Raw genomic sequence first — 22325 nt, forward strand, 5'->3', positions numbered from 1 at the left:
CAGTGTGATTACAGAGCGAACTCTAAACAAGCATATAATGTAGATGATTTATCCATCATTAGCCTTAGCGGAATAAGACAAGCTACATAAACTATTAAGAAGGGAGAGATTTTATCCTAAGAGATGGAACAAATACAATTTGAAGCAAGTTGTGTTTCTTTCAAAACCAACAGCAAATCAATTTGCTTCTCATAAGTTAAGCTCCCCCATGATTTGCATAATAGGAGGTGACAACATGATTAACTGGAAAGTACGTTTTAAAAATCCAACCTTTATTTTTACAGTATTTATACCTGGGGTCTTAATTCTTGTGCAAATGATTGCCGCATTTATTAACACGTATATTCAACCTATTGGTTTTTCTATTACTGAAGATGCGATGAATGGATTGTTGGGGATTGTCAACTTTATCGCCATTACTTTCTTTGGTATTGGTAGTGTGATTGATCCAACTACGAAAGGAATAAACGATAGTGAGAGGGCAAAACAATACGACCAGCCTCAGTAATATGTTGTAGCTGTTAAACAAGATTTTTGCCGAAAATTCACTTCGTTTTCAACATAGCTACATTAAAAACCATCGCTTTAATGTAGTGATAGAGTGCCAGTTTTAATGGATCGACATTTAATTGAAGTGAAGCGTATAAATGTTAGTGCGTGTCAAACTTATCATATCAATTACATGATAAGTTTGACACGTATTTTTTTAGGAATCTATGTTGGATGTAAATGTTCTGTAAAGTGAAATTTACACAGTCTTAGTGTGAGAGTGGTTTTTGCTTAATATTTGTTTTGTATATTCATAGTGTAATACAAAACAAAAACAAACATTTTCAGGAGGGCAAAACAATGTCTTGGAATCGTAATTGGAAAAAAGGAATAATCGGTGCAATGGCTATATCAATGTTAGCGGCATGTTCATCAAATGATACTACTAAAGGATCTAGCGCAGGAAAAGAACCTGATTATAACGATTTGACATTGACTCAAATAGAAGAAAAGGCAAAAAAAGAGGGCGAAGTTAATTCAGTTGGGATGCCAGATACGTGGGCAAACTGGGGTGAAACTTGGAGTGAATTAGGAACAACATATAAATTAAAACATTCGGATACAGATATGTCCAGTGCAGAGGAGTTAGCTAAATTTGCAGCAGAAAAAAAAGATGCAACAGCTGACATTGGTGATGTTGGAATTGCCTTTGGGCCGATTGCAGAGGAGCAAAACTTAACACTATCTTATAAAACATCTCATTGGGATGACATTCCAAAATGGGCCAAAGATGATAATGGAGACTGGGTTGTTGGTTATACAGGTACGATGGCCTTTATTTCAGACAAGAATAATGTAAAAAATGCCCCGAAATCATGGGACGATTTAAAAAATGGCAATTACACAGTTAGTATTGGTGATGCGTTAACAGCAAACCAAGCACAATTTGCTATATTAGCAGCTGCGTATGCTTTCGGTGGAGACGAAAAGAATATTCAACCGGGTATTGATTTCTTTGCAGAATTGGCGAAACAAGGTCGTTTATCGGCTGGCGATCCAAGTGTTGCTAACTTAGAAAAAGGTGAAATTGATGTTGCTTTACTTTGGGATTTTAATGCACTAGGCTATCGTGAGCAAATTGATGCAAAGCGTTTCGACATAACGATTCCTGAAGAGGCATCTGTAACATCTGGCTATGCAACGGTCATTAACAAATATTCGAAGAACCCGCATGCTGCTATGTTAGCTCGTGAATACATTCTTTCCGATGCAGGACAAGAAAATTTAGCAAAAGGGTATGCACGCCCAATTCGCGAAAATGTGAAGTTACCAGAAGAAGTTAAATCCCTTTTATTATCGGATAGTATGTATAAAAGTGCACAGCCTGTTGGCGATCAAAAAGCTTGGGAAGAAACTACGAAAAAGATCCCTCAAATGTGGCAAGAGCAGGTGTTAATCCATGTCAAATAATCGTTTAATTATGATCGTTGTGGACGCGCTTCGTTTTGATACGGCGTGTTCACATATGGGATTTATGCAACATCTTGTTGAACAAGGAAAGGTCGCTCGTTATGAGGTGAAATCGGAAGTGCCTTCATTATCCAGGCCACTTTACGAAACCATTTTAACTGGAACACCCCCTTTAGTCCATGGAATAGTCGGCAATGGAGTCGTTCGATTATCGACGCAAGAAAGTTTGTTTCATCTAGCTAGACGCAGTGGGAAGACAACAGCTGCAGCGGCTTATTATTGGGTAAGTGAACTGTATAATCATGCGCCATTTCGTCACGGTGTCGATCGAATTCAACTAGACAAAGATGCACCGATTGAAAATGGCCTGTTTTATTTTGAAGATCATTATCCTGATAGTCACTTATTCGCTGAAGCACAGTGGCTTGTTTCTGAAAAGAACCCAGATTTTCTCTATATTCACCCGATGAATGTAGATGATGATGGCCATAAATTTTCAGCTGATTCTGTGCAATATCGAAATCGTGTTTTAGCTACAGATGCCCTATTGGCTCTTACCTTGCCAAAATGGATGGATCTTGGTTACGACATCATCGTAACAGCTGACCATGGGATGACGTTTGATGGGAATCACGGTGGGAATACAACAGATGATCGCCATGTTCCATTATTTATTGCTTCTAAAAAAATAAAGCCGATTGTTCAAGATCAGATTGTTTCACAGCTGCAAATGGCTCCACTTGCTTGTCATTTACTCGGAATCAATCCATCAGAAGCGATGGTCCCTCTACTCATACCTGGCCTAGTCGACTAAGGAAGGGAGACATCATGAACATGTCTGGAAAAAAAGGCGTATTGCTCATATTAGTACCATTCGCTTTGTTGATGACGTTCTTTTTTCTCGTACCGCTTATTCATATGTTAATTAGTAGTTTTTCAAATAGTGATGGGTTTACGTTCGAACATTATCAGGAAGCGTTATCTAGTTCTTATATTTTACAAGGGTTTAAAAACAGTTTCGCTTTGTCTGTCGTGTCAGCGTTCATCGCGTTAATCGTTTCGTTGTTAGGCGTATACGCGATGACGAATTTTTCCGAACCAGTACGAGAAAAGTTATTAATTTTATCGAATTTAACATCTAATTTCTCTGGTGTACCGCTTGCATTTGCGTTTATCGTGTTGCTGGGAAATAGTGGTCTATTTACATTAGCACTTGATTCATTTGGCTGGGATTTATCTTTTTCTCTTTATAGCTGGTCAGGGCTATTGCTCATTTATATCTACTTTCAACTCCCGCTTTCGATCATGCTTCTCTATCCAATTTATTATGGAATTCAGCAACAATGGAAAGATGCCGCTGCGTTATTAGGTGCTTCACCGTTAATGTTTTGGAGAAAAATCGGCCTGCCCATTTTACTTCCTGGTATTGCAGGTACATTTACGATTTTATTCGCAAACGCCATGGGTGCGTATGCTTCGGCATATGCCTTAACTGGAAGTAATTATAACTTAGCAGCCATTCGTATTGGATCACTTATTTCAGGGGACATCTTTGCACAACCAGAATTAGCGAGTGCTATCGCTGTCTTACTTGGTGTAATTATGATTATTGGGATGTTACTGAGTGAATGGCTTATTAAGAAAACGAGAAAGGATTTGTCGAAACGATGAAGAAATTTACAATCGTCATACTTATCCTAATCGGTATCTATTTAGCTTTACCGATTCTTGCGACTGCGTTGTATGCATTTTCAACGGAATGGAATAAAACCATTTTACCAGAAGGATTAACGTTCGAATGGATTCGGACACTATTTCAAGATGCTCGCTTTATCGAAGCATTCGGCAGGTCTGTTCTTCTTTCAGGTGGTGCTGTTTTCATCTCGATTTTGTTTATTGTGCCAGCCATTTTCGTGATTGTATTATATTTCCCATCATTGGAAAAGTGGTTTCAGGCAAGTGTTGTGATGGTATATGCCTTTCCAGGTATTATTTTATCAGTTGGTATCATTCGATTTTATTCAGGGACGAGCCTACCAATGATCCTCGCTGTGATGGGAGTATATGTCATTAGTGTGCTTCCGTTTATGTACCAAGGAACACGAAATAGCTTACGTAATGTGCAAGGTCGGCAATTGATGGATGCAGCGGAGTTATTAGGCGCCTCAAAAATGGATGCTTTCCGTAAAGTGTTGCTACCATCGGTTTATCCAGGATTATTTGTCTCAAGCTTATTATCCTTCTCTGTTTTATTTGGTGAATTTGTTTTGATTAACCTCGTTGTTGGTTCTCAATTTGAAACGGTTCAAATTTATTTAATGGCGAAATTAAGTACAAGTGGTCATATTGCGAGTGCGATTGTATTCGTATATATCGTGTTGATGGGTATTCTGACGCTAGTGATGGCGACATTAACGAAAAAGGCGAAGGGAATGAGACGCACATGAGTAATGTTGTATTAAAAGACGTTCATAAACAATATCAAGATGTAGATGTTCTTTCTGGGATTGACATGAACATTGAAGACGGGGAGTTTGTCACGTTACTTGGACCGAGTGGCTGCGGGAAAAGTACGATCCTCCGTATTTTATCCGGACTGACAGATGCAACGGGCGGCAATGTGCTGATCGATGGGAAAGATATGAAGAAAGTCTCCCCGAAAAATCGGCAAGTAGGTATGGTGTTTCAATCCTACGCCTTATTTCCGAATATGACCGTGTATGAAAATGTAGCATTCGGTTTAAAAATGCGCAAAAAACCAGCAAAAGAAGTTACAGAACAAGTAGAGAAAATGATCAATCTCGTTGGTTTACATGAGAAAAAAGGGTCCTATCCACATGAGCTTTCCGGTGGTCAGCAACAGCGGGTTGCGCTTGCTCGTTCCCTGGTTGTTCGTCCAAAAGTACTGTTGCTCGATGAACCATTAAGTGCACTGGATGCTCAAATTCGAAAACACCTACAAGCTGAACTTCGAACGATTCAACGTGAGCTGAAAATGACCATGATTCTCGTGACACACGATCAAGAAGAAGCAATGACCGTTTCTGATCGAATTTTCGTTATGAATCAAGGGAAAATTGCACAAGAAGGAACACCTTCTGAAATTTATACACAGCCTAAAACTGAATTTGTTGCCAACTTTATTGGTCGATACAATGTTTTTTCAAAAGAACAACTAGGAAAATTAATAGGGAAAAATGCGACAGTGTCTGCAGAAAAATATGCCATTCGTCCAGAATCCATTCATGTACAATCTCAATCCTCTGCTTACGAATTACGTGCCATGGCTGGCGATTCTCTTATGAATGGAAATGTGATTAGGACAACTTTTCATGTAGACTATCAGCAATTTACGATGGAACAATTGCATCATCAAGCGCCTGTATTTGAAAAAGGCATGGAATATCAATTATTCGTAGAACCAAAGGATGTTATTGCTTTATCATGAATGAATTAAAGGAAGAACGCCAGCGTTTAATTATTCAATGGGTGAATGAGGAGAAACGTGTATCTGTCGGAAAACTGGCGTCGAAGTTTTCGGTTACGCCAGAAACGATTCGCCGAGATCTGACCGAGTTAGAAGAACAGGAACAGGTAACGAGAGTGCATGGTGGAGCTGTTTTATATACAAAGATAGAAGAAGAACAAGTTTTTTTACAAAAGCTTGATATGAATCGTGCAGAAAAAGAACGAATTGCAATAGAGGCGACCTCACGCATTAAAGATGGTGATACGATCGCAATTGATGTTGGAACGACAACCGTTCATATAGCGGATTTTATTCAAAATGTGAAAAACTTAACTGTTGTAACGAATTCGATTAAAGCAGCCGATCGTTTTAATCAAGCGATTGAAGAGAAACGGATGACAGGAAAGGTCATTCTGTTAGGTGGGGTGACGAACCCAGCACAATCTTCTGTTTCGGGTGCTATGACACTTGAGTGGCTTAATCATATCCATGTGGATCAAGCATTTATTTCCTGTGGAGGAATCGTGGCGGATATGATCTATGATTATGACTTAGATGAGTCACTTGTTTCCGCGAAAATGATGGCTTGCAGTAAAAAGAATATCTTGCTTGCGGATTCATCGAAAATAGGCGTTTCGTCTTTCTTTTCATTCGGACAGGCTAGTCAATTCGATGAAGTGATAAGTGATCAACCTTGTCAGGAAGAGTGGAAAAAATGGTTTACTAAATGGACTATAGCATAGAGGAGTCGAGTGGAATGTTAATCGATTATCACGTACATCTAGAAGAAGGACCGTATTCGTTTAAATGGCTCGAACGTACGGCAAAAGCAATTGAGCATTTTCAAGGTAATGAAGTATGGGAGCATGGTTCCAGAGAAAAGATTGAAAACCGAATGATCCAGCTTCAAAAGCGACTAAATGCTGGGTGTTATAGTGAAGAGTGGTTGGATCTATATTTGAAAAAAGCCAAACAAATCGGTTTAAAAGAAGTCGGGATTGTCGATCATTTGTATCGTTTTAAAGAAACAAAAAATTATTTTGAAAAAGCGTTAAATTTGGATTCGACCGATTCAATTGGGGAATTGCAAGCGTATTGGTTAAAGAATGTCATGACGGAAAAGATGGATGATTTCGTTGAATCGATTATAGCCGCAAAAAAACGTTGGGAAAAAGAAGGCGTCTCATTAAGGCTAGGGATTGAAGCGGATTATTTTGTCGGACAAGAACAGGAACTTGCGGCACTTTTAGAAGGAAAACCATGGGATTATGTGATCGGTTCTGTTCATTTTGTAGATGGCTGGGGATTTGATAATCCAGAAACCTCATCTCGTTTTGAAAAAATGAATTTAGAATCGCTATATACACGTTTTTATGAAACGGTTGAAAAGATGATTCGATCTAATATGTTTGATTTTATTGCCCATTTAGATAATTTAAAAGTATTTAATTTTAAAGTGGAAAATGAATCCTTTAATCATAAATGGTATGAACGGATTGCCGAAGCATTAAAAGCGACCAATACTGCCACAGAAGTGAATGCGGGTTTATACTATCGTTATCCAGTTAAAGAAATGTGTCCATCTGTTGATTTTTTAACAACGATTGTGGGCAAAGGCGTGCCCATTACTCTTTCTTCCGATTCACATTTTCCGGATGATCTTGGCAAATATGTGGCCCAAAACAAGAAGTTGTTACAACAAGTAGGCGCCTCACATGTAGCAACCTTTAACCAGAGAGAAAGAATCTTAGTGCAGATCCAGTAAAAGGGGTCTGTTTTTTTGAAATAAGGATTTATTTAGGATTCACAGCCTGTGAATCCCAAAGTGGTGAGATATAAGGAAACTTGCCGATGCGAGAGATGAGGTCTAGTTGAACCAAATCGGGTTCAAAAGTCGCTTTACCAAAGCTTGGCGAAGGGATAAGCGACTTTAGAACGGGACTTCCAATCATTTGGAAACCCGACTGATTGGAAGCTATATTCTAGGCAGGACTTTCTTTGCCCCGAGTATAAGCCAGGTACTAAGTACGAAAGGCATTGTTAGTGCTGGAAGACCGTAGGGTAAAAGCAAGGTGCTTAAGCCGGCCATGATGGGTACGGTCAAACAAGCTGCTATGATCCCTGTTACTACCGAGAATTTCGTGCTTTCTGAATTGAATACGACTGATATTGCTAAAATGGTTAAGATCGCATTGTATCCATACAGGCCCATAAATATCAAGGAGTGTTCTGCATTTAGTTGATAGGAGACGAGCAAGGCAGTTGCATTTCCTATAATGGCATAAAGACCGAATTTCCACCCAGCAAAAAATATAGCGATAAATAGAATTACTCCAGATAAAGTATGATCTAGGAAAAAAATTTGTCCAATTCCTTTAAAACTTCCTTCCAACCAACTTCCTTTCCCGGCTATATTTAATGTCCAATTAGCTAATGATTGTGGCTCTAAATCTGCACTTAAATGGAGAGACTTCAATCGATATGAAGCGAGAAATATAAACCAAGTCAGGATGAAAAATGGAAAGGTTAGAATTGGGATTTCCGTTTTTCGCATGATATGCATTAAGGCGGCTGTAAAAAGTGCTGCTACAGCAGATGCAATTAAAGCGATAATCCACTGATACTGTCCGGTTAAATATTCGGTGAGGGCAATTCCTGTCAACACAGAATTATATCCGAATAAACCTTGATTCACACTCTTTTTATCTGCCCCACCTATTGTTCCAATAAATGTACCGATCAAAGCTGATAAAAGGGTCATAATTCCTAAGAAATAATCTGAAACCGTAATCGCTAATAAAATCAAGACTCCAGTCAATGGATTTTCAATCAATATAACTTGAGAGATGCCGTTTAAAGAGGCCACAATGAATGAAAAAAGTGAAAATTCAGTTGATGTATTGCTTTTCCTTTTTTTCATGTAAATTTCCCCTCCATAAGCATTTTTTGTTTTTTGAATCCTCATAAATAAAATAAAAAACACAAACATAAAGAGAAATAGTAGTTTTAAATGCAACTAAATTGGAAAGGCTATGTATGTCCATTTTTATAAATGAAAACAAATGTCTATACTTTAGTATTTTCCTTTTTAAGAAAGATACTATTGGTAATTACATGAAAATAAGGAGGGTTACGATGCACTTATTACCACGTGAGATCGATAAACTCATGATTGTTGTGGCAGGGGATTTAGCTAAGAAGCGAAGAGATAGAGGATTGAAATTAAATCATCCAGAATCCGTAGCACTTATCACATATGAAGTATTAGAAGGTGCAAGGGATGGAAAAACGGTTGCTCAATTAATGGAGTACGGGGCAACTATATTATCACGCGAAGACGTGATGGAAGGCATTCCGGAGATGATTGACGATATTCAAGTAGAAGCGACTTTTCCAGATGGAACGAAATTGGTAACGGTACATAGTCCAATTAGGTAAGGAATGACAGGAGGAATCTTAATGATACCAGGACAATATTTTTTAAAAGAAGAAGATATTATTTGTAATGTTGGCAGAGCCACTTCGAGGATTTCCGTGATCAATATGGGGGATCGTCCAGTCCAAATAGGATCCCATTTTCATTTTTTTGAAGTAAATGAAGCCCTTCAATTCATTCGAGAAGAAGCGTTTGGGAAACGTCTGAATGTACCAGCGGGTGCAGCGGTCCGTTTTGAGCCAGGGGATGAAAAAGAAGTAGAATTAGTTTGTTTTGCTGGAGAACAACGTGTTTATGGATTTAACAATAAAGTAGATGGATCTGTTCAAGGAGGATGCAAGTAATGAGTTTTAGAATGCCAAGAAAGCAATATTCGCAAATGTACGGTCCAACTACAGGAGATTCTATTCGTTTAGCGGATACAGATTTACTGATTCAAATCGAGAAAGATTATACAACGTATGGTGAAGAAGTCGTGTTTGGCGGTGGAAAAGTGATCCGTGATGGAATGGGTCAACATCCGCTTGCAACCCGCGGTGACGGGGTACCAGACGTAGTCATTACGAATGCTGTAATTCTAGATTATACAGGGATTGTTAAAGCAGATATTGCCATTCGTGACGGGAAAATTGCTGGAATCGGCAAAGCTGGAAATCCTTTAGTACAAGATAACGTGGATATTGTCATTGGTGCTTCCACAGAAATCATTGCTGGAGAAGGATTGATTGTCACGGCTGGTGCCATCGATACCCATGTTCATTTTATAAATCCGACCCAAATCGAAACGGCCTTGACCGCTGGTACGACGACATTAATTGGCGGGGGGACGGGCCCTGCTGCTGGATCAAAGGCAACAACAGTTACACCTGGTGAATGGAATATCCATCGAATGTTGCAAGCATCTGAAGGAATGCCAATTAACGTAGGCTTCTCAGGAAAAGGACAAGCAGCAAGCGAAGAGCCACTCGCAGAGCAAGTCCGGGCTGGTGCAATTGGCTTAAAGGTCCATGAAGATTGGGGGGCTACAACTTCCGCACTTGATTATTCACTAAGAGTTGCAGACAAATATGATATACAAGTAGCAGTTCATGCAGACACCCTAAATGAAGGTGGATTTATGGAAAATACGATGGCTGCTATTAAAGATCGCGTGATCCACATGTACCATACAGAAGGAGCAGGAGGTGGGCACGCGCCAGATTTAATTAGATCAGCAAGCTTTATGAATGTTTTGCCATCTTCTACAAATCCGACGTTACCATATACGGTTAATACGATTGACGAACACTTAGACATGTTAATGGTGTGTCACCATTTAAATCCCTCGATTCCCGAGGATATTGCCTTTGCAGATTCACGGATTCGACGTGAAACGATTGCTGCTGAGGATATTCTTCAAGATATGGGCGTATTTAGCATGGTTAGCTCGGATGCCCAAGCAATGGGAAGGGTTGGTGAGGTTGTTTTACGTACTTGGCAAACGGCAGACAAAATGAAGAAACAACGGGGAACGATGGAAGGAGATAATGAACTTTCTGATAACAACCGTGCAAAACGTTATATTGCAAAATATACGATTAATCCTGCCATCACTCACGGGATTTCTGAATATATCGGTTCGGTTGAAGTTGGGAAAATTGCCGATCTTGTTCTTTGGTCACCAGCATTTTTCGGTGTAAAACCTGAAATGGTTCTGAAAAATGGCTTTGCTGTAACGAGCTTAATGGGAGATGCAAATGCGTCTATTCCAACGCCACAACCGATGATTTATCGTCCAATGTATGCGCAAGTTGGAAAAGCCTTGGCTAAAAGTTCGATTACATTTGTATCGCAAGTGGCTTATGATGATAAAGTACACGAGAAGCTGGGACTTGAGAAAATGGTTCTCCCAGTTCGTGGCATTCGGAACTTAACAAAAAAAGATATGAAGCTGAATTTCGAAACGCCTGAGATCACGGTTGACCCACAAACGTACGAGGTAAGAGTGAACGGTGAGTTGATTACTTGTGACCCCGTTGATCGAGTACCGATGGGGCAACGATATTTCCTATTTTGAGGTGAAAGCATTGATCATTGAAAAAATTGTTACAAATATTGAACAAATGGAAAAAGAAGAAATTGAAAAACGCCATAAAGAAAAGGTATATCTCGAAAGCGCCCATTTAATGAAACGAATTCAAAGGGTGACAACCGACCACGGTAAGGAAATAGGGATTCGTCTGAAGGATCCCCGTGACCTTGTAGCAGGTGATGTTTTATATATGGATGATCATAATATGATTATCATCGATGTCTTATCTGATGATTTATTGATTATTAGCCCACGCTCGTTGCAAGAAATGGGGACGATTGCTCATCAATTAGGGAATCGTCATCTACCTGCCCAATTTGAAGAAAACGACATGCTTGTTCAATACGATTATCTTGTAGAAGAATTGCTGCAAGAGCTTCAAATTCCATTTAAACATGAAGAACGGAAAGTGAAACAGGCATTTCGGCATATCGGACACAGCCATGACTGATCACGCACTTTCTTTATTTCAGCTTTGCGATTCTAATTTTCCAACAGGAGCTTTTAGTCATTCATATGGCTTAGAGAGTTATATTCAAGAAGATCAAGTGCATGACCAAGCTACATTCTCTAAATGGCTTCATGTTTATTTGAATGAACAGCTCGTCTATTCGGATGGGCTTGCTTCTCATATAGTATATGAGGCTTTAAAGAATGAAGACTACCAAAAAGTGTGGAAGGTAGATCGAATGCTAAATGTGCAAAATTTACCTCGTGAAACACGAGAGGGTACCCAAAGAATGGGGGAACGCATGCTGAATCTCGTAGGCTCTTTATATGAAGTGCCTGTTCTTTTACAGTATAAAGAACGTATAAAAGAGAAGCGATCTTTTGGACATCCGGCGATTGTTTTTACAATGATCGGACATCATCTTAGAGTTCCACAATCAACGACCACCCTCTATTATTTGTATTCTACTGTCTCAAGTCTTGTCCAAAACGCAGTTCGAGCGATTCCCTTAGGCCAGACGGCGGGGCAGAAAACGATTCAGCAATTCCAAGGTGAATTAATCAAGGCAACGGGGAAAATTCAAAACTTGGATGAAGAGGATTTCGGAATCGTTTCACCTGGGCTCGAGTTATCTCAAATGAAACATGAGCGTGTGAATATTCGCATTTTCATGTCTTAATATGAAAGAAAGGAAGTGTTCTTTATGGAACCTATAAAGATTGGGGTAGGAGGGCCTGTTGGAGCAGGAAAAACCATGCTCGTTGAAAAGTTGACCCGGCATTTAGAAGGTGAGATCAGCATGGCGGTTGTAACCAATGATATTTACACAAAAGAAGATGCAAAATTTTTAATGCAAAATGGCGTCCTGCCTGCTGACCGTATTATTGGGGTCGAAACAGGTGGGTGCCCTCATACAGCGATTCGTGAAGATGCTTCGATGAATTTTGCTGCCATCGATGAATTAATAGAGAAACACCCAGATGTTGAGCTTATTTTTGTTGAAAGTGGTGGCGATAATCTTGCGGCAACATTCAGCCCTGAGCTTGTTGATTTCTCGATTTATATTATTGATGTTGCCCAAGGCGAAAAGATCCCACGCAAAGGTGGACAAGGGATGATTAAATCTGATTTATTTATTATTAATAAAACGGATTTAGCCCCTTATGTTGGTGCAAGCTTGGAAGTAATGGAGTCGGACACGAAGACTTTTCGTGGAAATAAGCCATTTGTTTTTACCAATTTAAAGGATAATACGGGACTTGACCAAGTTATAGATTGGCTTAAGAAAAATGCGCTTTTAAAAGGGCTAGGTTAAAATGAAAGGCTGGACAGGTGAATTACGTTTAGACCTTGAAGAACGACTCGGAAAAACTGTAGCAAAGAATGTATATTTCCAGGGCGCATTGAAAGTCATGCGTCCAGTATATCACGACGATTCTGGACAAGTTTGTTATTATATTTTAAACCCAGGTGGCGGCTATTTAGATGGAGATCGCTATCATTTGCACATTGGATTGGAGGAACAAGCCCGAGTAACCTTAACCACACAATCCGCAACAAAAGTTTATAAAACACCACAGTCATATGCATATCAGGAAACAGAAATATTTCTTAAAGCGGGCAGTTATTTGGAATATATTCCTGATCCGTTAATCGCGTATCAACATGCTCGTTATAAACAAAAAAATGTGATTCGGATGGAGAAAGGCGCAACATTTCTCTATTCAGACATTATTACTCCAGGTTGGTCGCCTAATGGTGAACGGTTCAGTTATGATACGGTTCAATTAATTAATGAAATTTATATGGATGACGAGTTGGTGTCGTTGGATCATATTAAGTTGAATCCGGCAAAACAACATATGGACGCTCTAGGTTTCATGGAAGGTTATTCACATTTAGGTTCCATGCTGGTCGTAGGGGAACAAATGAGCCCGGATCTCCTGGATCGGTTATATCATGCCCTTTATTCGAAAACAGATGTATATGATATAGGTCTTTCTTTACTTCCTGTAAAAGGTTTTACCGTAAGAGTGTTAGCAAACTCAACACAAACTATTGAACGAATATTTACGGAGTGTCATCATTTGATCAGTGAAGAATGGTTTGGAACAAAGCCAAGTTTTCTCAGAAAATATTAATGTTTAAAGAAGTTGAGGCTTTATGCCAATACTTCTTTTTTGTATTAAGGACATGAGGACGGGGCTTCGCGACTTACTAATAAGCCCTCTATTTAGTAGGTATACTTCTTTTTATTATAAAAGCACCCCAAAAGCCAGCTTTGCACTGTCACCATTGTGATTAGGTAAGTGTAGCGTGCTACATGATTTATCCTTCATGGTAAATGGTGGTACTTTAACGTCATACAGGTTTTGTATGCGTTAGCAATGGCTACATATCCCAGAATGTATTCAATTGGAAGTAGAGCTGATAGACGGTGGTTGAAAAGGAATAGAAGAAAATAGTTGCTAAATTCCTTTTCAATTGGCAAACTTAAGTAGATAGTGAACTCCATAGAAAAGAAGGCGAAGGTGACTTACATGATTGAGATAAAGACTTCCACACTCAGCGATGGGGAGTTCAATAGAGGGGTATTTGCAACACGTGATATAGCAAAAGGGGAGCTTGTACATGAGGCACCGGTTATTTCTTACCCGAATAAGGAACATGAACATATAGAGAAGACGTTACTTGCAGATTACGCGTTTGAGTATGGTGTGAACCACACTGCCATCCTCTTAGGATATGGAATGCTGTTTAACCACTCATACACTCCGAATGCAACGTATGATATTAATTTTGAGAACCACACGTTTGACTTTTATGCTTACACTGATATAAAAGCCGGTGAAGAAATACTAATCAACTATAATGGTGATGTTGATGATAACGAACCACTTTGGTTTAATATGGAGAATGATGAAAGTAGCAAAGCAGAAACGAACTGATAGAAAACATGTTAAATTGATTTGATTCATCGGTGGTTTTTGAGGAGAGAAAGTGATATATCTCTCAAGCGAGCATTAATTTCTCTTTATATGAAACCTTCTGGTATCTTCTTTGATTTATACAGTAGTTGGGCGGGAACGACTCACACGTCTGCTTATTTGCCAAAAGAAATGAAGGCATGGATTGCTTTGGGTGGAGACCAAGAGCTGACTCAATTTGATTTTACGAAATGGCTTGATGGACAAGATGTAGAGATTGACCGAATAACAGGTGAGATTGATACAGACATTCCGTTTTTGCACATGGATGAAAATTCGGACTGGTTTCAAAAGTGAATAAAATAATAGAGAAGATGAAGATACAAAGTGCAATCCGAAATTTGGATGGTGCCATGTATCTTCATTTTTTTCTTTTTTTAAGATGATCTAAGGTTTCATGTTCGTAGTTAAGGAAATCGCAGGAAGGGGAATAATTGCAAATTTCTAGTTGGAATGACAAAAGTCCGTGTTAATTAATCGATTAATTAACACGGACTTTATTTGATTGAAGAGCTTGTGAATAAAGGGAAAGTAAAAAACGAGCTTCAGAGAAATATGTTGATTTAAGGGGGGAATTTCTCGGGGAATATTTCCCTTTCTCGACAATGTAAGCCTCAGAATAGTTCCTAACATGATTATCGGTAGGAATCTGTCCAAGTAACTAAGCCTATCTTCCTGACAATGATTCACAAAAATACTTAGGCTAAGATTTGTAGTGTTCGATGTACGTGAGAATAAAAACGTAAAGTACCTTTCCTTATTGAATCAAAAAATAGGATTTTATTTTTTCAAATGATACGCATAATAGTATCATTCATATTGTTTGTGTTTGAATCAGTTTAAATGATTCAGGGCACTTATATGGTCAACTTAGTATACTTGGGCAGCTATGAGTTTTTATTAAAAATATTTGCAGGAATGACGTAAATCGTATATCGTTTAACCTATAAGAAATGAAACTTATTTATGAATGAAACGTATAAATAGGATAGAAATTATGTTAGGAGTGTCAATGCGATGAATCGGTTTGTAACCTCCATTATTGGAATTGTTATATCGAGCCCTATTGCTGTAATCATATGGCCAATTAGTTATTTTGGATTTGGTCAGTCCATTTTCCTATCCACTCTTTGGTCTGTATTAGGTGGCGTTATTGTATTTGGAGCGAGTTCCATCTTCATGTCTGCCCGTTTTTTGAAGAAACATGGACTGAGTAGAAAAGAATATCAATATATCAAAGGCAATGTAAAAGAAGCAAAATCTAAAGTTTTTCGTGCTTGCAAAGCGCTATTATCAATTCGACATATTCCTTCTTTAAAGGAAAGAATCGAGCTTGTGAGGATGATTAGAAAGATATACAGCTTAACGAAAAAAGAGCCAAAACGGTTTTATCAAGCGGAACAGTTTTACTTCTCTCATTTGGATTCGACTTTGGAATTGGCGGAGAAATATGTGTTTCTAGCGGCGCAGCCGAAGAAAAATAAAGAATTAGATCTTTCGTTAATTGAAACACGGAGAACATTAGAGAAGCTGACGAAATCAGTTGAAGAAGATCTGTATGAAGTGATTTCGAATGATATTCAGGAACTTGATTACGAAATAGATGTTGCAAAGCAAACGATAAAAAACACGAAAGAATCGAGCTTGATTAATGGAAGCGGGAAATGGAAATGAGTGAAGGTGAAAAAACACTTGGTCAGGGAAAGGAAGTACATCCTTTTGCTACAGAACTTCCGAGTGAAGGAAAGAAGTTAATAGATACCATTCCAGCAGAAAGCAGACAAAAGGCGTGTAAGATCTCCCAAGAATTACGATTGAATAATCGTCAGGCGTTAGTCACTTTTGGGATGCCTGCACAATCTAAATTGCTTGCCTTCTCGAATACAATGCTTGACCAAGTACAGAAGCTGGATATTGGTGAAATCGGAGAAATTTTAGCTGATCTAATTGGGAAGTTGAACGAAGTGAACCCTGATGAATTGGCACCTGCTCGGCGCCCCTTTTTTGCCCGGTGGTTTAGGAAAAGTCCAAAATCTTCACAGGAAACTGTATCTCGATTTCAAAAGGCAAGCGCTCAAATTGACCGAATCAGTGTGAAGCTAAATCGAAGCAAGAACATCCTACTAGCTGATATCGTCATGCTTGACCGCTTATATGAGCATAATAAAGAGTATTTTCATATGCTCAATATTTACATCGCTGCAGGAGAATTAAGGCTTGAAGAGTTACATGCCAACTTAATTCCAAACGCGGAACAAGTAGCAAAAATGGAAACGGACCTTTTAAAAAAACAAGAATTAGACGATATTCTCTCATATACAGATTTATTAGAAAAACGTGTATATGACTTGAAAATAAGTAGAGAAATTACTTTGCAAAGTGCTCCGCAAATTCGTCTTATCCAGCATACAAACCAATCACTAGTCGAAAAGATTCAATCATCGATTATGACAGCGATTCCGCTTTGGAAGAATCAAATGTCGATTGCTCTCTCATTTTTGAGACAAAATCATGCGACAAATGCTCACAAGCAAGTCTCTGAAAAAACGGAGAATTTACTTGTGGCAAACAAAGAATTGGAGACACTTGCGCATACACAAGATCGTTTAAAGTCTACACTTGCTGAAACATTAGTCATTCAAGCTGAAGGTAGCTCGAATCGCCAACATGTAGAACAGGAATTTCGGTCCATTGAAACGAAGTTAAAACAAAAACTAAGTGAAAGATAAAGTGAAACTTCAATCAGTGGCCCCCCACCTACGCTTCTTCGATTCCTTTAAGCCTAACTGCTCGTTAATGCGGGATATTACAACCTGGATAAAAGGGAGAGGTACGCATACCTTTCTTTTTTTTTTCATAAATCCCTATAGGTTGAACGGTACAGCCGTTGTATTCAATATTAGCAAATGTACGGATGAAGTTTTTTTCTTCATGGAGTTTTGTAAGTAATCATCGTGACTAGTTGTATATGGATTCAATGTTTAAATATCATTGATGTTTCCTTATGTCCGCAGTTTTTGAATGACAAACCATTTGCATAGGCTTGGAGATAAATAGATGACTGAATGTCAAATAGGAGATACAATACTAAAGAAATGAAATACTTTTATAGGATGTGTGAATAATGAGAACGATTAATGCATCAGAAATAATAGATGGTAAAGCGATTAAGTATATAGATGTGTTTGGAGTACAGGATAATATTGCGTTGAAAAGTAGTTATGAAGGGAAAACCTACTGGATTTATGACTATTATTGCATGCATGCAGCTTGCCATTGTGATGATGTTTATCTGAAATTTATTGAAGAAGACGAGAACTCGAAAGCTACAGGGCGTCATTTCGGTGTGAGAAAATCGTTTGAAAATGGTGAAACGGTTATTGAAGATCGAAATCTTCCAGAACAGAAGGCAAATGAGATTGCAACTGAAGCATTAAACTATAGTCCTGAAGTTGTAGATTTATTCAAACAACGGTATGCGCAAATGAAGTTGGAAGGTCATAATATCATAACAAAAGAGTCGAAGAAACCGATTGTAAATGAGAATATAATTGGAAGAAATGATCCATGTACTTGCGGTAGCGGAAAGAAATACAAAAAATGCTGCGGGATTGCATAAGATAACACAGAGGATGTTCCAAATGAAAGAGTTAGAACCTAGAACAATTCTATCCAGTTTAAATGAGAGTGTATGTAGAATGATAAACTGTGCAAAGAGTGTGAGGTCAAGATCTTTATGGTACATCCTCTTCAATACGTTTTATTAATGCATGTACCATCCTGTAGTTTGGCACCTCATCTTTTAAAACTGTTCTTTTTAGTTTCTAAATAGAGTGAAACTTCCATTAGTAGGGGGTCTAACTGCCCGTTAAGTGTGGGAGAAAATTAAAAAAAGCATCTGAAATATTTCAGATGCTTTCATGTATGGCTATTAGTCATGCGCATTATTGTCAGTGAGTTTGTTTTTTGTGAACAGAAGACTTTGTCTTTTCTGTTTAATCTGTTGAGCCAGCGGCTTTAAATAAGGGTTGGCTTTTAATAAATCAGCCAACTGATCATCGTTGGGTTCGGATGATTCATCTTGGACGCTTACCTCTTCAAGCTTTGGTTCTGGTTTGTCGAATCGTTTCCTTTTCAATTCCTCTCCCCCCTTTTCATATAGCCTATGATGGCTCTTAGAATTTTGTCCTTTCATTTGGTGAAAATAATTTGATTGAAATAGGTATACTAGCTCTGGACTCACTAGGTTTATTGGCTGAAACAGAAGGGGAGGATTGGAGAGGCCGTTCAAGTGGAACAGTGATGGGATGTATTCACTTACACGTTTTAGATATGTTAAAAACAAAAGAGTATCAGATAAAAGTGCTGAACGGGTCATCCACTATATATCATTTATCCTTAAACCCCACTGATTGAAGTTCCACTTTATCTGACGTGTACATGACACAATAAATGGTGTATAGAGCGTGAGGTCAGAACCTTATGGGACAACTTCTTCTTTTGTATGAAGGACATGAGGAGGGGTCTTCGCGACTTACTCATAAGCCCGCTACTTAGCAGGTATACTGATTTTATCAAGAACTATCCAAAATTTCGGCTCCGCACCGCCACCATTGCGATTAGGTGGTGTAGCGTGCAACCTGTGGTAAATGGTGGCGTTTTAACGCCATATTCGTTTTGTATGAATTATATTATGACAAGTGCTAACAAAAAGGAATCTAATTAATCGATTAATTAAAGGATCCTGAATTCCTTACCTAGTATGGAAAAGAGAGAATTAAAAAGTGCAATTATTGTAAGTATTCCCCGAGAAATAATCAGAAATTTCGACAAAAATGTAAAGAGGACATTGATATGAAAACGATCTGTTAGAAGTGAAAAAAATATATGTAGGAAGCTCATATCACGAAACGCATGTTTATTCTGGCAACAGAGCATTGGCTAATTATCCAATACTCTGTTGTGAATGATAATTAATTGGTAAACGCAAATGCACTTCAGTACCTTTTCCAAGCGTACTTTCAAAGGTGATATTCCCACGGTGCGTTTCAATGATCCGTGAACTAACAGTGAGTCCGAGACCCGTACCTTTTTCCTTCGATGAATAAAACGGTTCCCCAAGATGCTTGATTCGTTCCTCTTCTATACCTTGACCATTATCCTTGACATTAACAGTCACTTGATCACGGGCCATAGAAAACTCGATTGAAACCGATGTTGCTGACGCCTCAATCGAGTTCTTAATAATATTGATGAATACTTGCTTTAATTGGTTTGCTTCACATCGTATTATTGGGATGGACTCGTTTCCTTTTATTGAAATGGAAGTTCCGTTCAAGTTCGCTTCAGGTTTTAGTAATGTCACGACATCATTCATCAGTATCACGATGTTATGCTCACTAAACTTCATGTCCTGAGGTTTGGCAAGGACGAGCAATTCGCTAACAATCAAGTTAATTCGATCTAACTCACTTAACATAATGGAGTAGTAATGCTGATATTCTAATTCATTGGATTTTAACAGTTGTACGAAGCCAATTAAAGAAGTAAGTGGATTTCTGACTTCGTGAGCGACACTAGCTGCCAACTCCCCAACGACCGATAATTTTTCAGTTTTTCTCAGGATTTCTTCGGTTTCACGTATAAGCGTTACATCCTGCGCATAGCCGATGACACCGATAATTTGGTCATTTATTAGCATTGGAACGAGTGTAAAAGAAAGTAACACGGTCTCTTTGTGTTTTGTAAGAATGCAAATGTCTCCATGTGTAATCCCTGTTTTATTCTCAATGACTTCAGCCAATGATTGGTGCAATTTCTCTTTTTCATTTGAGTTTGCTAATACATCCATGATTGGAACACCGATGATATCGTCAGAACTCCAGTAAGTTACACTTTGAAAGCGCGGATTGATATTCGTAATTACTCCATCTATATCCATCATAAGCACAGGGTCAGGATTATAATCGAAGAGCGATTTATATTGCTGCTGACTTTGCAATAAATGCTGTTCAGCTTTAACCCGTTCCGTTATATCCCTTCCGATGACAACAAATGCTTTTCGTGATCCATCTTCATGAAAAAGAGGAACTTTTATCGTATCAAATGTTTTGTGATTCCCATCTGGCATTGGGATGATTTCTTCACACCGAGTAACTTTCCGGTTTACCCACGTTTCCTCATCTGAAATCTCACAATACTCTAATGCATCTTTATAAAAATCAGTGTATTGAGCTAATTCACTATCTTTTTTTCCTTTATAATCTACATGCTCTAGCTGAAATAATTCAAGTCCAAACTTATTGGCCTCAGTCCAACGTCCTTGTCCATCTTTGAAATTAACAAAATCAGCCATTGAATGGATCAAAGTTTGCAGGCGTTCTTGTTCCTCTTTTAATAACGTATAGCCTTTTCTCTTTTTTAGAAAAAAATAGAGGATAGCTGCAGTAATAACAATAAAGATAATCCCTTCGAATCTATGAACCATAAGCAATTTTTGATAGGGGACATTTGTAATAGTAAGATACCATTCTGTCAAAAATAGAATGGATAAGCCACAGAAAATGTATATGCATATAATTAATTTTGACATGGGAGCTCTCCTTTGTTTGATGCAAAGTTTAGGATGAAAAGCCTCATATTAAATTTTAACATATGGAGCAATTGATATGGGAGAAACGCAAGAAAAGTGAAGGGGGATTTTATTTGGTGAAGGCTAACTGGAGAGGGAAAAAGTAAAAGGACCGCCAAGTTGCTTTGGCAATCCTTTTGAAATTATAACAGCTTATTAAAATTTATACGTTTATGAATCGCATAAATTACTGGAATTCCAACTAACATGACAGCAAATTCACCTACAGCTGTTGTGAACCATGTGAATAGGAATGGGAAGTTTAATGCGAGATTCAGCTCAAGAGCAATCATAAACATTGTGAACGTAAACACAAGTGTATTCACCATCATTAACGCCAGTTTGTTTTTGATATATCGTCCAGCAAAGATGGTAATCAATAACGAAAGCACAGATTGACCGACTCCAAAAACTAAATCATACGGCACCATCGGTGAAAATAGTAGATTCGTTAAAAAGACTCCCATTACAATTCCATAAAAATACTTCTTATTGAATACGATTAAATGATTAAACATTTCTGATACTCGAAATTGAATATTAGTAAATCCAAATGGTTGAATCAAAAATGACACTGCAATATACAAAGCAGCTAAAATCGCATTAACGACTAGCGTTTTAGTTTTCATACATATCTCTCCCTAGTTTTTTTTCGTGGGATGGTTGCGAACCACGTAATCTAAGTTTTGCACTCGACTATCAATAGTACATTAGTTGGGTAGGATGCGTCAATGGGGATATTCGGAAGTAAAGGATAGGGATAGCATATCAGTCATTCGAGTTGCCTTACTGTTGTAAGGTGTGTATCCTTTAAATAAATTTGAAGCTGAGAGGATGAGTTTGGTTGGCAATGAAAAGGTAAGAGCCCATTTTAAAAAGTATGATCGCAAGGATGATGTGATGGAATTCGAAACATCAAGCGCAACAGTGGATGAGGCAGCGGCAACGATTCAAGTTATTCCCGCACGTATCGCTAAAACGATATTGTTTTGAGGAGAAGGAGACAATGCACTATTAATTGTAGCGGCAGGTGATGCAAAGATTGATAATAAAAAATTCAAGAATCTATTTGGGTTTAAAGCAAGAATGCTTCCACCAGAAGAAGTTTTTTTGCAAACCGGTCACGAAATCGGCATCCTCTTTTATTTATATCGAAATGGGGACCTGTTCAAGAATAGTTCTGCCTTCTTCCAAAGAGAGAAAAGCTACATAAGAATAAGCCATTTCGCTATTTTTCGTCATTGAATGGGGAAAAATATATAAATTTACAATGAAAACGCTTTTATTTTCAGAAAATACAGTGTAGAATGGTGGAGAATAA

At 38.3% G+C, this 22325-nt stretch carries 24 protein-coding genes, 1 pseudogene and 1 riboswitch; of the genes and pseudogenes, 21 read left to right on the forward strand and 4 right to left on the reverse strand.

Annotated elements, in window-relative coordinates; translation table 11 throughout:
- Positions 1-235 precede the first annotated feature (235 nt).
- The 8 genes from AC1MGI_RS07130 to AC1MGI_RS07165 all read left to right on the forward strand — a co-directional run bounded on the left by AC1MGI_RS07130 (position 236) and on the right by AC1MGI_RS07165 (position 7193).
- Positions 236-508: a phage holin gene (locus tag AC1MGI_RS07130; RefSeq protein ID WP_480349082.1), complete on the forward strand. Its 273-nt coding sequence runs from the start codon at positions 236-238 to the stop codon at positions 506-508.
- Between the two features lie 341 nt (positions 509-849).
- The gene (locus AC1MGI_RS07135; RefSeq protein WP_480349083.1) at positions 850-1959 is read left to right on the forward strand and encodes an ABC transporter substrate-binding protein; all 1110 of its coding nucleotides are present in this window, start codon (positions 850-852) and stop codon (positions 1957-1959) included.
- Positions 1949-2773, forward strand: coding sequence for an alkaline phosphatase family protein (locus AC1MGI_RS07140; RefSeq protein WP_480349084.1), 825 nt, complete (start codon positions 1949-1951; stop codon positions 2771-2773). The genes AC1MGI_RS07135 and AC1MGI_RS07140 overlap by 11 nt, the downstream gene beginning before the upstream one ends.
- A 20-nt stretch (positions 2774-2793) precedes the next feature.
- Positions 2794-3630: an ABC transporter permease gene (locus AC1MGI_RS07145; protein WP_480349085.1), complete on the forward strand. Its 837-nt coding sequence runs from the start codon at positions 2794-2796 to the stop codon at positions 3628-3630.
- Positions 3627-4406, forward strand: coding sequence for an ABC transporter permease (locus tag AC1MGI_RS07150; protein ID WP_480349086.1), 780 nt, complete (start codon positions 3627-3629; stop codon positions 4404-4406). Before AC1MGI_RS07145 ends, AC1MGI_RS07150 begins: the two co-directional genes overlap by 4 nt.
- On the forward strand, positions 4403-5407 hold the full coding sequence (locus AC1MGI_RS07155) for an ABC transporter ATP-binding protein (protein ID WP_480349087.1): 1005 nt from the start codon (positions 4403-4405) through the stop codon (positions 5405-5407). Before AC1MGI_RS07150 ends, AC1MGI_RS07155 begins: the two co-directional genes overlap by 4 nt.
- A complete protein-coding gene (locus AC1MGI_RS07160; protein ID WP_480349088.1) occupies positions 5404-6171 on the forward strand; it encodes a DeoR/GlpR family DNA-binding transcription regulator in 768 nt (255 codons plus the stop codon). The genes AC1MGI_RS07155 and AC1MGI_RS07160 overlap by 4 nt, the downstream gene beginning before the upstream one ends.
- A 14-nt stretch (positions 6172-6185) precedes the next feature.
- Positions 6186-7193 carry a histidinol phosphate phosphatase domain-containing protein gene (locus tag AC1MGI_RS07165; RefSeq protein WP_480349089.1) on the forward strand — a complete coding sequence of 336 codons (1008 nt, stop codon included), beginning with the start codon at positions 6186-6188 and terminating at the stop codon, positions 7191-7193.
- Positions 7194-7403: 210 nt separating this feature from the next.
- On the opposite strand, the gene AC1MGI_RS07170 is transcribed toward AC1MGI_RS07165, so the two are convergent.
- On the reverse strand, positions 7404-8348 hold the full coding sequence (locus AC1MGI_RS07170; RefSeq protein ID WP_480349090.1) for an urea transporter: 945 nt from the start codon (positions 8346-8348) through the stop codon (positions 7404-7406).
- Between the two features lie 215 nt (positions 8349-8563).
- Here AC1MGI_RS07170 and AC1MGI_RS07175 point away from each other — a divergent pair, with 215 nt between their 5' ends.
- The 12 genes from AC1MGI_RS07175 (at position 8564) to AC1MGI_RS07230 (ending at position 17992) form a co-directional block, all read left to right on the forward strand.
- Positions 8564-8866 carry an urease subunit gamma gene (locus AC1MGI_RS07175; protein ID WP_480349091.1) on the forward strand — a complete coding sequence of 101 codons (303 nt, stop codon included), beginning with the start codon at positions 8564-8566 and terminating at the stop codon, positions 8864-8866.
- A 21-nt stretch (positions 8867-8887) separates the two neighbouring features.
- Positions 8888-9208: an urease subunit beta gene (gene ureB, locus AC1MGI_RS07180; RefSeq protein WP_480349092.1), complete on the forward strand. Its 321-nt coding sequence runs from the start codon at positions 8888-8890 to the stop codon at positions 9206-9208.
- On the forward strand, positions 9208-10920 hold the full coding sequence (gene ureC / locus AC1MGI_RS07185) for an urease subunit alpha (protein WP_480349093.1): 1713 nt from the start codon (positions 9208-9210) through the stop codon (positions 10918-10920). The genes ureB and ureC overlap by 1 nt, the downstream gene beginning before the upstream one ends.
- Before the next feature lie 10 nt (positions 10921-10930).
- A complete protein-coding gene (gene ureE / locus AC1MGI_RS07190) occupies positions 10931-11386 on the forward strand; it encodes an urease accessory protein UreE (RefSeq protein ID WP_480349094.1) in 456 nt (151 codons plus the stop codon).
- Positions 11379-12065, forward strand: coding sequence for an urease accessory protein UreF (locus AC1MGI_RS07195; protein ID WP_480349095.1), 687 nt, complete (start codon positions 11379-11381; stop codon positions 12063-12065). Before ureE ends, AC1MGI_RS07195 begins: the two co-directional genes overlap by 8 nt.
- A 24-nt stretch (positions 12066-12089) precedes the next feature.
- Positions 12090-12701: an urease accessory protein UreG gene (ureG, locus tag AC1MGI_RS07200; protein ID WP_480349096.1), complete on the forward strand. Its 612-nt coding sequence runs from the start codon at positions 12090-12092 to the stop codon at positions 12699-12701.
- A 1-nt stretch (position 12702) separates the two neighbouring features.
- On the forward strand, positions 12703-13527 hold the full coding sequence (locus AC1MGI_RS07205) for an urease accessory protein UreD (RefSeq protein WP_480349097.1): 825 nt from the start codon (positions 12703-12705) through the stop codon (positions 13525-13527).
- A gap of 399 nt (positions 13528-13926) precedes the next feature.
- The gene (locus AC1MGI_RS07210) at positions 13927-14334 is read left to right on the forward strand and encodes an SET domain-containing protein (RefSeq protein WP_480349098.1); all 408 of its coding nucleotides are present in this window, start codon (positions 13927-13929) and stop codon (positions 14332-14334) included.
- Positions 14335-14373: 39 nt separating this feature from the next.
- Positions 14374-14670, forward strand: a complete 297-nt coding sequence (locus tag AC1MGI_RS07215; protein ID WP_480349099.1) for a hypothetical protein — start codon at positions 14374-14376, stop codon at positions 14668-14670.
- Positions 14671-15390: 720 nt separating this feature from the next.
- Positions 15391-16047: a 5-bromo-4-chloroindolyl phosphate hydrolysis family protein gene (locus AC1MGI_RS07220; protein ID WP_480349100.1), complete on the forward strand. Its 657-nt coding sequence runs from the start codon at positions 15391-15393 to the stop codon at positions 16045-16047.
- Positions 16044-17102, forward strand: coding sequence for a toxic anion resistance protein (locus AC1MGI_RS07225; protein ID WP_480349101.1), 1059 nt, complete (start codon positions 16044-16046; stop codon positions 17100-17102). Before AC1MGI_RS07220 ends, AC1MGI_RS07225 begins: the two co-directional genes overlap by 4 nt.
- A gap of 395 nt (positions 17103-17497) precedes the next feature.
- A complete protein-coding gene (locus AC1MGI_RS07230) occupies positions 17498-17992 on the forward strand; it encodes an SEC-C metal-binding domain-containing protein (protein ID WP_480349102.1) in 495 nt (164 codons plus the stop codon).
- 312 nt (positions 17993-18304) lie between these two features.
- On the opposite strand, the gene AC1MGI_RS07235 is transcribed toward AC1MGI_RS07230, so the two are convergent.
- From AC1MGI_RS07235 to AC1MGI_RS07245, 3 genes are all read right to left on the reverse strand, one after another.
- Positions 18305-18511 (reverse strand): hypothetical protein, encoded by a 207-nt coding sequence (locus AC1MGI_RS07235; RefSeq protein WP_480349103.1) that lies wholly within the window; start codon positions 18509-18511, stop codon positions 18305-18307.
- Positions 18512-19318: 807 nt separating this feature from the next.
- Positions 19319-20965: a PAS domain S-box protein gene (locus AC1MGI_RS07240; protein ID WP_480349104.1), complete on the reverse strand. Its 1647-nt coding sequence runs from the start codon at positions 20963-20965 to the stop codon at positions 19319-19321.
- Positions 20966-21147: 182 nt separating this feature from the next.
- A complete protein-coding gene (locus AC1MGI_RS07245; RefSeq protein ID WP_480349105.1) occupies positions 21148-21633 on the reverse strand; it encodes a QueT transporter family protein in 486 nt (161 codons plus the stop codon).
- A 6-nt stretch (positions 21634-21639) separates the two neighbouring features.
- Positions 21640-21684: riboswitch (PreQ1 riboswitch) on the reverse strand.
- A gap of 154 nt (positions 21685-21838) precedes the next feature.
- Here AC1MGI_RS07245 and AC1MGI_RS07250 point away from each other — a divergent pair.
- Positions 21839-22138 (forward strand): annotated as a pseudogene (locus tag AC1MGI_RS07250) (YbaK/EbsC family protein); the annotation flags it as partial.
- Positions 22139-22325: the final 187 nt, after the last annotated feature.

Source organism: Peribacillus sp. BM1 (genome assembly GCF_056679975.1).

What these genes read in the sequence shown, in the direction of transcription:
- AC1MGI_RS07130 (WP_480349082.1), top strand. Translation starts at nt 236, where the DNA reads ATGATTAACTGGAAAGTACGTTTTAAAAATCCAACCTTTATTTTTACA.
- AC1MGI_RS07135 (WP_480349083.1), top strand. Translation starts at nt 850, where the DNA reads ATGTCTTGGAATCGTAATTGGAAAAAAGGAATAATCGGTGCAATGGCT.
- AC1MGI_RS07140 (WP_480349084.1), top strand. Translation starts at nt 1,949, where the DNA reads ATGTCAAATAATCGTTTAATTATGATCGTTGTGGACGCGCTTCGTTTT.
- AC1MGI_RS07145 (WP_480349085.1), top strand. Translation starts at nt 2,794, where the DNA reads ATGTCTGGAAAAAAAGGCGTATTGCTCATATTAGTACCATTCGCTTTG.
- AC1MGI_RS07150 (WP_480349086.1), top strand. Translation starts at nt 3,627, where the DNA reads ATGAAGAAATTTACAATCGTCATACTTATCCTAATCGGTATCTATTTA.
- AC1MGI_RS07155 (WP_480349087.1), top strand. Translation starts at nt 4,403, where the DNA reads ATGAGTAATGTTGTATTAAAAGACGTTCATAAACAATATCAAGATGTA.
- AC1MGI_RS07160 (WP_480349088.1), top strand. Translation starts at nt 5,404, where the DNA reads ATGAATGAATTAAAGGAAGAACGCCAGCGTTTAATTATTCAATGGGTG.
- AC1MGI_RS07165 (WP_480349089.1), top strand. Translation starts at nt 6,186, where the DNA reads ATGTTAATCGATTATCACGTACATCTAGAAGAAGGACCGTATTCGTTT.
- AC1MGI_RS07170 (WP_480349090.1), bottom strand. Translation starts at nt 8,348, where the DNA reads ATGAAAAAAAGGAAAAGCAATACATCAACTGAATTTTCACTTTTTTCA.
- AC1MGI_RS07175 (WP_480349091.1), top strand. Translation starts at nt 8,564, where the DNA reads ATGCACTTATTACCACGTGAGATCGATAAACTCATGATTGTTGTGGCA.
- ureB (WP_480349092.1), top strand. Translation starts at nt 8,888, where the DNA reads ATGATACCAGGACAATATTTTTTAAAAGAAGAAGATATTATTTGTAAT.
- ureC (WP_480349093.1), top strand. Translation starts at nt 9,208, where the DNA reads ATGAGTTTTAGAATGCCAAGAAAGCAATATTCGCAAATGTACGGTCCA.
- AC1MGI_RS07195 (WP_480349095.1), top strand. Translation starts at nt 11,379, where the DNA reads ATGACTGATCACGCACTTTCTTTATTTCAGCTTTGCGATTCTAATTTT.
- ureG (WP_480349096.1), top strand. Translation starts at nt 12,090, where the DNA reads ATGGAACCTATAAAGATTGGGGTAGGAGGGCCTGTTGGAGCAGGAAAA.
- AC1MGI_RS07205 (WP_480349097.1), top strand. Translation starts at nt 12,703, where the DNA reads ATGAAAGGCTGGACAGGTGAATTACGTTTAGACCTTGAAGAACGACTC.
- AC1MGI_RS07210 (WP_480349098.1), top strand. Translation starts at nt 13,927, where the DNA reads ATGATTGAGATAAAGACTTCCACACTCAGCGATGGGGAGTTCAATAGA.
- AC1MGI_RS07220 (WP_480349100.1), top strand. Translation starts at nt 15,391, where the DNA reads ATGAATCGGTTTGTAACCTCCATTATTGGAATTGTTATATCGAGCCCT.
- AC1MGI_RS07225 (WP_480349101.1), top strand. Translation starts at nt 16,044, where the DNA reads ATGAGTGAAGGTGAAAAAACACTTGGTCAGGGAAAGGAAGTACATCCT.
- AC1MGI_RS07230 (WP_480349102.1), top strand. Translation starts at nt 17,498, where the DNA reads ATGAGAACGATTAATGCATCAGAAATAATAGATGGTAAAGCGATTAAG.
- AC1MGI_RS07240 (WP_480349104.1), bottom strand. Translation starts at nt 20,965, where the DNA reads ATGTCAAAATTAATTATATGCATATACATTTTCTGTGGCTTATCCATT.
- AC1MGI_RS07245 (WP_480349105.1), bottom strand. Translation starts at nt 21,633, where the DNA reads ATGAAAACTAAAACGCTAGTCGTTAATGCGATTTTAGCTGCTTTGTAT.